This is a genomic window from Bacillus sp. FSL W8-0102 (assembly GCF_038007225.1).
Classification (GTDB): domain Bacteria; phylum Bacillota; class Bacilli; order Bacillales; family DSM-4216; genus Bacillus_O; species Bacillus_O smithii.
On the sequence record NZ_JBBOWT010000001.1, the window covers coordinates 2982363 to 2995152 of the forward strand.

General features: G+C 38.5%; 13 protein-coding genes and 1 riboswitch. Of the genes, 5 read left to right on the forward strand and 8 right to left on the reverse strand.

Annotation, left to right across the window (positions count from 1 at the left end; genetic code table 11):
* Positions 1 to 159: 159 nt before the first annotated feature.
* The 4 genes from N1I87_RS14185 to N1I87_RS14200 all read right to left on the reverse strand — a co-directional run bounded on the left by N1I87_RS14185 (position 160) and on the right by N1I87_RS14200 (position 4822).
* Entirely contained in the window at positions 160 to 600 is a 441-nt protein-coding gene (locus tag N1I87_RS14185; protein WP_341102383.1) for a type II secretion system protein, read from the reverse strand.
* 123 nt (positions 601 to 723) lie between these two features.
* A riboswitch (cyclic di-GMP riboswitch) is annotated at positions 724 to 806 on the reverse strand.
* 103 nt (positions 807 to 909) lie between these two features.
* Positions 910 to 2115 (reverse strand): type II secretion system F family protein, encoded by a 1206-nt coding sequence (locus tag N1I87_RS14190; protein ID WP_341102388.1) that lies wholly within the window; start codon positions 2113 to 2115, stop codon positions 910 to 912.
* Positions 2115 to 3155: a type IV pilus twitching motility protein PilT gene (locus N1I87_RS14195; RefSeq protein ID WP_341102390.1), complete on the reverse strand. Its 1041-nt coding sequence runs from the start codon at positions 3153 to 3155 to the stop codon at positions 2115 to 2117. Before N1I87_RS14195 ends, N1I87_RS14190 begins: the two co-directional genes overlap by 1 nt.
* A gap of 38 nt (positions 3156 to 3193) precedes the next feature.
* Positions 3194 to 4822, reverse strand: a complete 1629-nt coding sequence (locus N1I87_RS14200; RefSeq protein WP_341102393.1) for a GspE/PulE family protein — start codon at positions 4820 to 4822, stop codon at positions 3194 to 3196.
* Between the two features lie 100 nt (positions 4823 to 4922).
* On the opposite strand from N1I87_RS14200, the gene N1I87_RS14205 reads away from it, so the two are divergent.
* The 4 genes from N1I87_RS14205 to N1I87_RS14220 are packed head-to-tail and all read left to right on the forward strand — an operon-like array spanning position 4923 to position 6996.
* Positions 4923 to 5336, forward strand: a complete 414-nt coding sequence (locus N1I87_RS14205) for a type IV pilus modification PilV family protein (protein WP_341102396.1) — start codon at positions 4923 to 4925, stop codon at positions 5334 to 5336.
* Complete coding sequence (locus N1I87_RS14210) at positions 5333 to 5779, forward strand: PilW family protein (RefSeq protein WP_341102399.1); 447 nt, start codon at positions 5333 to 5335, stop codon at positions 5777 to 5779. The genes N1I87_RS14205 and N1I87_RS14210 overlap by 4 nt, the downstream gene beginning before the upstream one ends.
* A 12-nt stretch (positions 5780 to 5791) precedes the next feature.
* Complete coding sequence (locus tag N1I87_RS14215; protein WP_341102401.1) at positions 5792 to 6259, forward strand: hypothetical protein; 468 nt, start codon at positions 5792 to 5794, stop codon at positions 6257 to 6259.
* A 32-nt stretch (positions 6260 to 6291) separates the two neighbouring features.
* Positions 6292 to 6996: a hypothetical protein gene (locus tag N1I87_RS14220; RefSeq protein WP_341102403.1), complete on the forward strand. Its 705-nt coding sequence runs from the start codon at positions 6292 to 6294 to the stop codon at positions 6994 to 6996.
* A gap of 59 nt (positions 6997 to 7055) precedes the next feature.
* Here N1I87_RS14220 and N1I87_RS14225 read toward each other — a convergent pair whose 3' ends face one another.
* Positions 7056 to 8429 carry a VanW family protein gene (locus N1I87_RS14225; protein ID WP_341102406.1) on the reverse strand — a complete coding sequence of 458 codons (1374 nt, stop codon included), beginning with the start codon at positions 8427 to 8429 and terminating at the stop codon, positions 7056 to 7058.
* Entirely contained in the window at positions 8426 to 9019 is a 594-nt protein-coding gene (locus tag N1I87_RS14230) for a hypothetical protein (protein ID WP_341096447.1), read from the reverse strand. Before N1I87_RS14230 ends, N1I87_RS14225 begins: the two co-directional genes overlap by 4 nt.
* Positions 9020 to 9627: 608 nt before the next feature.
* Here N1I87_RS14230 and N1I87_RS14235 point away from each other — a divergent pair.
* Positions 9628 to 11475 carry a transglycosylase domain-containing protein gene (locus N1I87_RS14235; protein ID WP_341103417.1) on the forward strand — a complete coding sequence of 616 codons (1848 nt, stop codon included), beginning with the start codon at positions 9628 to 9630 and terminating at the stop codon, positions 11473 to 11475.
* A 117-nt stretch (positions 11476 to 11592) separates the two neighbouring features.
* On the opposite strand, the gene N1I87_RS14240 is transcribed toward N1I87_RS14235, so the two are convergent.
* Positions 11593 to 12153, reverse strand: a complete 561-nt coding sequence (locus N1I87_RS14240) for a YufK family protein (RefSeq protein ID WP_341102409.1) — start codon at positions 12151 to 12153, stop codon at positions 11593 to 11595.
* Positions 12154 to 12398: 245 nt separating this feature from the next.
* Entirely contained in the window at positions 12399 to 12788 is a 390-nt protein-coding gene (locus N1I87_RS14245) for a hotdog fold thioesterase (RefSeq protein WP_003354330.1), read from the reverse strand.
* Positions 12789 to 12790 lie beyond the last annotated feature (2 nt).

Genomic DNA, 12790 nt, shown 5'->3' on the forward strand with positions numbered 1-12790 from the left:
AAATACTCACTTAAGCGAAAAACGCCATGATCATTGCTAAAACTATCATCACTTAAGAGAGAGACTTTCTTTACATCGTGTCATAGAATGAAAATTACCAACAGCGTAAAGGCAATGGAATAAGGAACGGTCTGGAATATCATCCAGACCTAAAACTTGTCATTGCGCATTAAATTTACCAGAGTTAATATCTTTTTCATATCCTGCAAAAGTACCTTTACTTGTGATTAATTTAACGTAGTAGCCCGTACTATCTTTTTTCACGATGCTGTTTCTAGAATACGTTTTCGATTTATCATATGGATCTTTTGGAATCGCATCTAAATATCCACCATTAACCAAGGTTTGAAGATTGGCGCCGTCTGCACTTTTTATTTTCGATGATACTGTACTGTTTTCATCATCGGCAATCGCCAGTTTAGCTGCATTAATAATTAACAAGGCATTGGATCGATTCGAATCGGCTCTGCTGTTATCGATAATTTTTCCGACGCTTGGTACAGCCACCGCTGCGATAATGGCAAGAATGACAACAACAGCCAATAATTCAATCAGCGTCATACCTTTTTGATTCTTCACGACAGTTTGCAATTTTTTCATTACACTCCCTCTTTCTTTCCTAATAATTCTTCTAACGATCAATGAACACTAGAAAATTGAGCCATCATTTCATGTTTAAACGATTGCCCCCAACTCCTCTCAAATACTATTTTTATTAGGAAAACAGAAAATGGGAGGTTGCACTACTCGCTCCAAGTCATTCAAGTGCCCAGATACAAATGACTCTTCATCACTCCAAATTCCGAAAGTTTACAACTCTATTATACGATTTTTAGGTAGAAAGTCACTAAATTTTTCCGTGAAAAAAGTATGAATTTTCTATTAATAGTCTCTCTATCACTTACTCTTTTAAAAACCTTGATAAATGCGAAAAATCGGGACGTAAATGGATAAAATGATGATGCCAACCGCGACCGCCAAAAACACAATGAGCATCGGCTCGATTAATGTTTTCACTTGTTCAGTTGCTTGTTCAACTTCCGATTCATAAAAATCCGCCACTTTTTCCAACATAAAATCTAACGTCCCGGAGCTTTCCCCTAAAATAATCATTCTTGTAACAAAAGGCGGAAAAGCCCAATGTCCAATCATCGGCTCAGCCATTGATTTTCCTTCTTCCAATGATTCTTTCGATTTGTTGAGCACATTGATGATGACTTGATTGTCCACTATACGTTCAACAATGGTTAATGAATCAAGAATCGGGACTGAAGCGGAAAACAATGAACTTAATGTTCTCGCCATCCGAGCAAGCGCCGATTTTTGAATGATTTTACCGAACACAGGAATTTTAAGTTTCATATAATCAAGCAAATAATTGCCTCTCGGTGAACGCATCCATAGCCAGAATAAAAGCGAGCACGCCATCACAATCAATACAATAAGCCAACCGTAAGACGTTAAAACGTGACTGATCATAAGCATCAATCTAGTTATCAACGGCAGATTGGCACCAAGAGAAGCAAACATGTCTTCAAACATGGGCACAACATAAATAAACATAAAAAAGACTACCATAATAGCAATGAAGAGAATCACCAACGGATAAGCCATGGCCGATTTCACTTTTTGCCTTGTTTCGTATTGTTTTTCGAAATAAGTCGCCAGCCGGTCTAAAATTTCATCCAACTGCCCACTGACTTCTCCTGCTTTCACCATATTTATAAAAATGGGCGGAAAAATATTTGGAAATTTTTGGGTAGCCTCAGAATAAGCGATACCCGAACGAATCTCTTCTTCAACCTCGACAAGAGCCTCTTTCAACAGACGATTATCTGTTTGTTCTGATAAAATTTTCGTTGCTTCCACAACACTGATCCCTGCTTTTATAAGCGTCGCAAATTGACGAATATAAATCACTAAATCTTTGTATTTGACCTTTTTGGAGAGAATATGGATTTCACGGTAAAGCAGACCGGTCATCTCTTCCAGCGCGGCAACAGCAATTCCTTTTTCTTTCAACTTTTGCACCGCTTTGCTGCGAGTATCTGCTTTCACCGTTCCTTTCACTTTTTCCCCTTTGCGATTACGGCCGCTATACTGAAAAACCGCCATCAATAACCACCATCTATCATATAAGGTTTGGCATCTTCCAATGAAATAAGATTTTGATTCAGCAACGATTGAACAGACATTTGCATCGTCTGCATGCCAATATGTTTGCTTGTCTGCATAACACTTCTAATTTGATGAATTTTCTCATTGCGGATTAAATTTCGTACAGCCGGATTATTAATTAAAATTTCAAAAGCGGCGATTCGCCCATTGCTTTTTTGATTACGAAATAAACGCTGAGAAATAATGGCTTTCAGCTCTGACGCCAGCTGGATTCTAACTTGTCCTTGCTGGCCCGGAGGAAAAACATCAATGATTCGATCAATCGTCGTCGGTGCATCGGTTGTATGCAGCGTCGCCAAGACTAAATGGCCTGTTTCAGCTGCTGTGATCGCAGTCGAAATCGTTTCAAGATCGCGCATTTCTCCTACTAATATCACATCGGGATCTTGTCGGAGACAGGCTCGCAACGCGCTTGCAAAAGATCCAGTATCAAAACCGACCTCTCTTTGATTAATAATGCATGTCCCGTGTTTATGCAAATATTCGATCGGATCTTCCAATGTAATAATATGTTTTTTGACCGTACGATTCATCTCATCAATCATAGCCGCCAAAGTGGTCGATTTACCGCTTCCGGTTGGACCCGTCACCAATACAAGTCCTTGAGGCAATAAGGCAAAATCCCGAAACACAGCTGGAAGTCTCAGCTCTTCAAATGTTGGAATGTCTCTCGGAATGACACGAATGGCTAAACCGACACAGGAACGTTGATGATAAGCATTGACACGAAAACGAGATACCCCTGGAATTCCATAGGAAAAATCCAACTCTCCTTGTTTTTTGAACCTTTCCCACATCGAATCAGGAATAATCGCTTTGGCCATGTTTTCCGTATCCTCTGGTTTCAGTGTCGTCTCCCCTTGTTTTTTGAGTTCGCCATTGATTCTCATTACAGGCGGAACCCCAACGGTTAAATGAATATCCGAAGCACCCAGCTCAAAAGCAGATCTTAACAAATTTTCTAGTTGTTGTTTCAAGTCCCTTTCCCTTTCCTTTCATACCATATTGCTTTTCATTAGTTCATGGTTGCTTGCAAAACTTCACGAACAGTCGTCAACCCTGACTTTGCTTTTAAAAGACCGTCATCCAGCAAGAAGAGCATCCCTTTTTTCAAGCAAGCTTTCTCCACTTCTTGCATGCTCTTTTGGTTATAAAGCAATTGTCTAATCTCGTCATCTAAGATGAACAATTCATGAATGGCCAGACGCCCCTTATAGCCTGTTTGATGACAATGGATGCAGCCTTTGCCATGAAAAAGTTTTTCAATTTGAAGCCCTCGTTTTTGAAAGAGCTCTTTTTCCATTTCACTTGGTTCATAGGCTTCTCGGCAATCTGGACAAATTTTGCGGACAAGTCTTTGGGATAAAACTCCTTGTAAAGCAGAGACGACTAAATAGGATTCCACACCCATATCATTCAGACGCGGGATGGTGGCGATGGAACTGTTCGTGTGCATCGTGCTGAAAACAAGATGTCCCGTTAACGCTGAACGAATAGCAATTTCAACCGTCTCTTTATCTCGCATTTCCCCCACCATGATAATATTCGGATCCTGCCTTAAAATTGCGCGCAATCCTGTAGAAAAATCAAGACCGATCGATGGATTGACTTGCACTTGATTAATGCCTTCTAGTTCGTACTCAACTGGGTCTTCAATCGTGACAATGTTCACCTCTTCCGTGTTTAAATGGTTTAAAGCAGCATATAACGTCGATGTTTTGCCTGAACCGGTTGGGCCCGTAATAATCACAAGTCCGGAAGGTTTTTCAATCAACTTTTGAAATTGTTGTAAGTTGATTTTATTAAATCCGACCTCTGTGATATCTTTTCGAATATTCTGTAGATCCAGTAGACGAATCACCACTTTTTCTCCATAAATGGTTGGCAAAATGGAAATGCGCATATCGATCATTTTATACTTTGGAAGTTTCATTCTTCCGTCTTGCGGCAGTCGGTTCTCCGTAATATCCATATTTCCTAATATTTTCATTCTTGCGATTAATGCAGAATGTATAGACTTTGATAAAATCCTTTCCGTCCTTAATAGGCCATCAATACGGAAACGAACGATCAATTTCGATTCTTGAACATCGATATGAATATCGCTCGCTTTTAATTGAATGCCCGCTTCCAGAATGTCATTGACTAAAGCAACGACGGACTCCTCCGCTGCCTCTGATACATTGGTGCTCGCCGCAGCGGTTTCATTCAACTGATCCGTTCCATTGTAATATTTATAAATCGATGAAATAATATCTTCTCTCGTGGCAATCACGGGTCGAATTTGCAGTCCAGTGGACAGCGTTAAATCATCAATCGTGTAAAAGTCTAATGGATCATACATCGCCACTGTTAGCTCGCGATCTTTTTTCTCAATTGGAAAGACTAAATTTTTCAAAGCAAATTCTTTCGGAATGAATTTTAATAGAGTGGTATCAATCGGTATAGATTGTAATTTTACGTGCGGAATCCCAAGCTGGAACTCCAATACTTCGATTAATTGCTGTTCATTCAAATAACCTAAGCTGACTAGTACATCGCCCAATTTTTGTCTACTTTTCTTCTTTTTGAGTGCTTCTTGTAATTGTTCTTCTGTAATAACTCCCGCTTCCAATAATAAATCGCCCAGTCGTTTTCGTTCCATTTCAAAACCCTACTTTCAAACAATTATAGTAGTTTTTTCCCATTCATTATAAAATAGAATGAGAACTTTTAATACCATATTGCGAAAAGGAATGTGGCAAATGTTTCAATGTCGACAAAACGATGAACAAGGATTTACTTTAATTGAGGTGCTGGCGGCAACGACATTATTATTAATTATTTTTACTTGCCTGTTTGGCGTTTACGTTCAATCTACTGCCTATAATACGTCAAATCGTGAAAAATTACAGGCCATTCATCTAGCCAAAAAAGCTGTTTCTACATTGCGTTCCAATCAAGCAACAGTTCCAAAAAATGCGAAAGAAGGGGATGAAGTGGATATCAGCGCCTACAATCTCAATCAATCTCCCTTTGAAGTCAAGGCAACACTGTTGAAAAGCACACCAGAGGCCAATCAAGCGCAATTACTTCCCGTTCAAATCTCTGTGATAGAGGCAAACAGTAAGAAAATCCTTGCGAAAACATTTGTATATTTAGAAGAGGCATCGTCATGAAAAGAAAACAATGGAATGATCAAAAAGGGGTCACATTAATTGAATTGTTGGCAGCCATTACGCTGAGCAGCATCGTGATTGCGATTGCTTTCGCAGCATTGTTTTCAGCCATAAACATTTATAAAAACAATATGGCGCAATCGAGGCTTCAACAAGAGGCCAATATCATTTTATCCAACTTAAATCAACTGAGCGAAAAACAAGATGAAATGACGATTAGTCTTAGCAGCGATAGCCAAAAATTAACCATTGCAGCGAACGATCACACATACACATACGATCAAAATCATTATGAAATCACCATAAATTCTAATGAACTTCAGCCAGGAGGTTCCATCACTTTGCAAACAGCAGCACCGATTCCTATTCTTTTGCATGTCCAAGATCGAAATCATTCCAATCAACAAGTGAAAGTGGAAACAACGCTTGAACGTATTCATTAGGAGGGCCCACCTTTGATTAAGAAAAACGATGGTCAAGTGCTCATCATTGTCTTGCTCGTTCTTACATTAACGATGATCTTTGTGATCACTCTTTTTCCGTTTATCATTCAATCAGCGAAACAAGCCACTCTATCTGAAGAAAATATGCAAACAAAACATGCAGCTGAAATGGGGATGACATTATTTGAAAAGATGTTTGACCAAATCATGGATAAAAAAGAGTTTCATTCAACAGATGAGCTTCAAAATGAAGTACAAAATAGCACACCAACGAATCCAATTTCTCTTAATGACCACGTCGCCTATCAACTCAATGTCCATACAGCCACTGTTAAGAAGAATAACGATAGCGTCATCACGATAACCGTTGATAGCTACGGCCTTTATGACGGTAAACAAAAAAAAATTTGCAAAAGACTTATACTGTCACTTTTCGTTCCAACGACAATTCAGGATCCAAAAAAATTTTTACGAATATAAGCGATTTTGACGTACTGAAAGATCCGAGTTTTTTGAATTTCGGCAACGAGAGCTTTAGAATTAATTATAATATCAACTTACAATCTCATTATATAGGAAATTATAACTTCCCATTTTACAGCTTTTTGTTAAGAAATATTGATGTATCTCATGATGCAATATTTCAAAATGATCTTTATATACCTCTAAATTTGAAGTTGAAAATGGGGAATAGCGCATTATTTAATGACGATGTTTTATTATTTACAGGAAATTTACAGATTGGAAACGCTATGTATGCTCAAAATGAGATAAACGCTTCCCTGAATTCAAGCGTAACCGTTGGGGGAAATGCAAGCGTGAACGAATTATACGCATCCAATTCTAGGTTATTATTTTCCTCAAACTTATATGTAAAATATCTTCAACTATTTTGGTATTCAAAAATGGAAGTAGATGGAAGCATGTATTTGTCAAGTGCAACAATTGGTCCTGGCTCTACTCTGACTGTGAATGGCAACCTATATTCTGATAGGTTTTTAACGGTCTCAGACTGGCCGTTCGGCGGAAAAGTTTGTGTACATGGAAAAGCAGAAAATATCAGGACAAACGCTGACGTCAATTACAATAAAAGTAGTTGCGACAATCAACCAGAAGGGACAATCTATGTTCTAAACCAACCAGTAGACTCTCAAAATGATGGCAGTAGCGATAATAAAATTGTGACGGTTGAAGAAGGAGATGTCATCTATAAATAATGAAAAACCATCCATTAGACTGTTCATCGTCCAAATGGATGGTTTTTTGGCCTCTTCTTTTATTGATTATGATTGGCTGAATTGACATTGCTCTTATTCGTATTTTGTGAAGAAGATGGATTCTGTGTATAGGATCTGTTATTGGGTGAACTGCTATTATTATCGGTTTGAAATTGGTTATTCGATGTATTCCCTGTTGATGTATTTTGTGAAGTATTGTCGGTTCCGTTGTATGACGAATGTCCTGTTGTACCATTCTCTGTGCTAGATGTGCTATCTGTCGTTGTTGTACTTTCCGGTTGTTCCAAGTTTTTCACGACGATTTTTGGGGTCGGCAAATAAAAATCTTTGGATACAAGAGATTCATAGAATACCATATGATCCAATGCCACTTCTTTATAAAGTTCCACCGAATACCCGAATTTGCCATTTCGATTGACCGCTTTTTCTGCTAACGGGCGGTATTGTATGATTTTTCTCGGTGCATACGCTTTTACGTTTTTCTTCACCAATTTGTAAGTAAAAGGATCGGTTGGGCCGATTAAACTGAGCTTCAATACGTGATTCGATATTTTCTCACTTTTGATGACAAACGCTGTATGATTTGGATTATAGATTTTTAAATCAGCATTTGAACCGTCTACTCTTGCCTCAAAACCTAATTCGATTCCATCTGGCAAAGTATCGCTAATATGTCTTTCTACGATTTGTAAATTCGTTGGCAGCGCTAATTGATAGATGGCAGAAGCACAATGGATGAAAAAGGAAACGTCTCTATTGTCCAGATTTTGGATGTAATCATTCAATGAAAAGATTTTCTTTGGTTTAAGCGTCATGGTGGAGTTGGTCGCCATCCAGTCCTCTATGTCAGCTGGATCATTGACGACGATCCTTTTTGAGGCGATGATTTCCGGTTTATTATGGGACGTTTTCAAATACTGAACTAAATCTTCTGTTTGCTGTGAAGAATCTAGACGACTAGCTTTTTCCTTCAATAGCTGCTTCAACTTCTCTAAATCCACTAAATTGACTAATTCAGGGTTTTCCAATCGATTGAATAAAATCGTTTTAAGGGGTTGTTCATCCACTTCTGTATACAATACATTTCTTGCACCATCTAGACTGGCATCAAGAGAGGCATGGATCTTAAAATGTACAACACTCATCGGAATGGGAATCGTTTTATTAAAAAAAGAAAACGTTACTTGCGATTTTTTTTGCCAATCCAACACTTTTTCTGTTATTTTCGATTCTGCTTCTTCTTTATTCAAAGAGGCGATATTCATTGGACCAATATAAGTACCTTCTGAAAAAACAGGCTCTTTTTTTGAAAAGGAAGAAACCGCCAAAGTAGTGATTTTGGAAAGAGCCATTAGAACAACGGTCGAAATTAGTAAAATAGCGAAAAATCGAACCATGTTTGTTCTGTTCATGACGGATCACCTTTTTCATCCGTTTTATTTGTGCGCCGAGCCAGTATGTCTTCAAATGAAGACTCATTTTGTTGCGAGGGATTTGCTTCCTCTTCAAATGCTTCAAACCGTTTTTGATACATTTCTTGCATGCTTTCATCCTCATTTAAAGCCGTAATCGTTGAAACATCATATTCCGTTTCCATTGGGGGAGCCGTTATTTCATCACGTAAAAAATTTGGACGACCTTCTTCAAATCCAGCATTTGGTTGGATAGGTATGTCTATATTTTCTGCCATCGCTGCTTTTTCTCTCAAATCATCGTAGTCAAACTTTGGCTCTAAATTTTCAGCCTGATTCATTCCTGGATTGTCTTCAAACCACTGTTCTCTTGGATATAAAAGAATGGTTAAGCATAAAATAAATAAGAGTGTGATCGCCGCGGCGATTCCATACGGAAAAATCATGAACGCTACCTTGGCAATCAAGAAACAAAAAATACTTGCTATCACCATATAACGTTTATGGCGTTTACTCATGGATAAAGGAATCATATAAAACAAACAAGAAAATACGATGACCGGAATGACTAAAGAAAGAATTGTCTTCATAATGCCTCCAAAAAATCAAATTCAGTTCTTTCCTCCCGCATCTATTATACTAATAAATAACATCGATTCTGTGAAAAAATTTTTATTTTTTTGAATGTCAATGAATGGGATTCTAATAGCTGTTTACGTAAAATAGGCAAATTTCCTTGAAGAAGGTGCCCGTTTTTTTTTATTAGTGGATCTACTCACTTTGTCTATCCTTACAGCGAGTTTATATTCGTGAGACGAAATCTGTGATTGCTTCTTAGCACTTATTAGAAGCAGGGATTATTACTATATTTGGATAAAAAGGAATTTTTCCTTCTCATTCCATTCCTATATTAGAAAAAGGGGCTTTTTCAAAAAGCACTGTTCTCCCTTCTTCCAATTGCCCTGATCGTACAACACTTTCCTGCATTATTTAAGCTATTATATCAGGATGCTCGTCATTCAAAAAACCGTTGTCTTTTTAAAATGGAAGAATAAAAGATTTCAAAAAGGAACCCTGTTAGAAGGCAAAAATTCTTCCTACTACTTTATTCTTAGCTGTCTTTCTATTATCATTGGTGGAGTAAAGAACATTGACATTTTACTCGAAAAAGTACGAATGAAAAGGCGGGTCTGCATTGATGAAAACCATTTTTGGCTACTTCTTCACTGCCGTTCTGATGGCGCTTGCGATTTACTTTTTTTATTTTGCCAATCAGGAAGCGCAGCATGTCGAAAGTTTTGACAAAGTTGTAGAAAAGAAGATTCCGATACATTCGGTGGATCTTTCTCAAGAAAGCAAATTTTTGGACCAGAACGGCCGTACGTTTCTTGAAATTCGCAATCCTTATCGAATTGTCGTGAGCAACAAAGACATTCCCGATTTCATGAAGGAATTATTTTTGCAGTCTGAGGACCGGCAATTTTACGAACATGGCGGCATAGACGCTTTCGCCGTATTGAGGGCGATGATCGTCAATTCCCATTCTCATCAAATCGAGCAAGGCGGAAGCACCATCACCCAGCAGCTGGCCCGAAACTTATACTTGAATTACAACAAAACGTTTAGTCGAAAATTATCCGAAGTGTTTTATGCCTATGAACTGGAAAAAAAATTAACGAAAGATCAAATTCTCAATCTTTATTTAAACACCATTTATTTTCAAAACGGAGTATACGGGGTGGAAGCCGCTTCCCAGTTTTACTTTCAAAAAAGCGTAAAGGATTTAACGAAAGCACAGATGGCTTTTCTGGCGGCGATACCTAATAATCCAAGCTTATATAATCCTCTTACCCACTTTGCGAATACGAAAAAACGACAGGAACGATTGATTGATTTAATGAAGAAAAACGGCTTTCTTACAGCTGAAGAAGCTGAAGCAGCCAAAAAAGAACCCATTACATTAAAATTGAAAAAGCGAATAGATGAATTTCCCAACTATTCCACTTATGTTCAAGAAGAATTGAAAGAACTGATTGCGGAAAAAGAAGGGTATAAAGAAAAACTGGCCAATGAAAATCCTAAGGAAAAAGAACAAATCGAAAAACAGTTGGAAAACCGCTTAAATAAAGTGCTATCATCCGGAATTATGATTTATACCTCTTTAAATCCAATCATACAGCAAAAAGCGGAACACGCTGTTTCTTCCGTTTTGTCTTATACCAATGTGGAAGGTGCTGCTGCGGTCATCGACAATCAACATCGAAACATAATCGCATTAGTGGGAGGAAAAGATTTTCACCATACGGATTTCAACCGGGCATACCTTGCTTACCGGCAGCCAGGATCATCGATTAAACCGCTGCTCGACTACGGGCCGTATATCGATCGTTTCCATGTTTCTTTATCCAGTCTTGTCAATGCCAACAACGTCTGCATCGGCAATTACTGTCCGACAAACTACAGCAAAAAAGAATATGGATACGTCACTCTGAAAAAAGCGTTTGCGAATTCGTATAATACTCCTGCCGTCCGGATTTTCATGCAAACCGGGATCAAAAACTCTTTTTCCTATTTGAACAAATTTGGTTTTGAAAAAGTATCAGAAAGGGACGAGAATCCGTCAGCAGCTATCGGAGGCTTTACTTACGGGATGACTCCGCTGGAAATGACATCCGCCTACACCTCATTTATTGATGGCAGCTATAAAAAGCCTAGAGCCATCCAAAAGGTGACGGATTTAAAAGGACACGTTTTATATCAGTGGAAAGATGAACCTGTCAAGATTTGGTCGCCGGATACCGTATATAAAGTCCGGGAATTAATGGCAGAAGTCGTAAAAAACGGTACTGGTAAAAAAGCGAAAATCGCCCGCCCTTATGTGGGAGGGAAAACCGGAACGACCAACAATTACCATGACTTCTGGTTTGTCGGGCTGACGGATCAATATACAGCAGGTGTCTGGGTAGGAAGGGATACACCGTCAAGCATCGAATCATTGGAACATTACGGACCACAGCTGCTCATTTGGCGGAAGATCATGCAATAATCCAATATTCTTCGTTTTTGAAACAGAAAAATCATTGAAGCAAAAAAGGTCAGCTCCTCCGTCACCCGAATGGGATCGGAAGGAACTGACCTTTTTTCGTCATTTCTCATTTTTGATTTAAATAGGCAATCCGGCCATCGCAGTGTTATAGATTTTCAGAATCATATAGAGCAGAGCGGACGTAATAAAGCCCCAAACGACAATTTGGAAGCAAATAAAACCGACGAGTTTAAACGATGTTGTCAACGAAGGGCTGATTTTATAAACAAAATAAATAAAATAGATTAAAACGGTTAAAAGAAATATGGCGATAATCCCAATGATGGATGCATAACTGCACAACGAAACCAACCCGCCGGCCAAAAAAATAAGTGAACCATTTCGGACATTTTTTAAAATTTCTCCGTCCGTATCCGTGGAAAAAAAGAGCAAAGAAAGTTCATTGATGGTTTCAGCGACTACTTTTAAAGCCGACAGCACCATGAAAAACACTGCGATCAGTCCAATCATGACAGCCAGCTTCAATTCTGTTTCCGAAATGATTCCCAGCATTCCTTGATAAATGCCAATCTGTTTCAAAAAATTGATGATGGTGTCTTCCACATAAATCGCCAGTGACAAGCTGAATAATAAAATGGTCAAAAAAGGAAAATAACCTGTTAAATAAGTATTTTTCATGATCAGTCGCTCCTGTTTTTCTCGAATCAACTTTCATTATGCAAGAGCCTTTCTACATTTACAAGAGCTTTATAGAAAAACATTGATTTTTCGTTTATTTATAGAATGGCAGTCAAAATATCCCTTTTCTCCATTTTCAATCGTCCAAAAATCTTTTCTCCATCTCCCAACCGTCTGCCATTCTTGAGAGTTTCTAAAAAGCCCTGTACAATAAACAGTCTACGTTTACTTTGCTTTCTTATGTATCATCGTTTATTGACAATGGCAACCGTACATCTCGATAAACAAATAAGACGGTCGTTTTCGTCGACGATCCGGATCTCCCAAACACATGTTGACCTTCCAATATGTACTGCTTCTGCACGGGCTGTCACCATTCCCTCTGTTTTAGAACGGATATGATTAGCGTTTATTTCAAGTCCAAAGCAGATTTGTGTTTCCGGATCAATGAGTTGTGCTGTTCCTAAGCTTGCAGCGGTTTCAGCCAATGCAACGGAAGCCCCTCCATGAAGAAATCCCATTGGCTGCCGAGTGCGGTCATCTACAGGCATGGTCATGACCACTTTCCCTTTTTTCATTTCGATTATTTTCATGCCAAGACTGGCTATCAACCCTTGTTCATAATTTCCTTCCATTA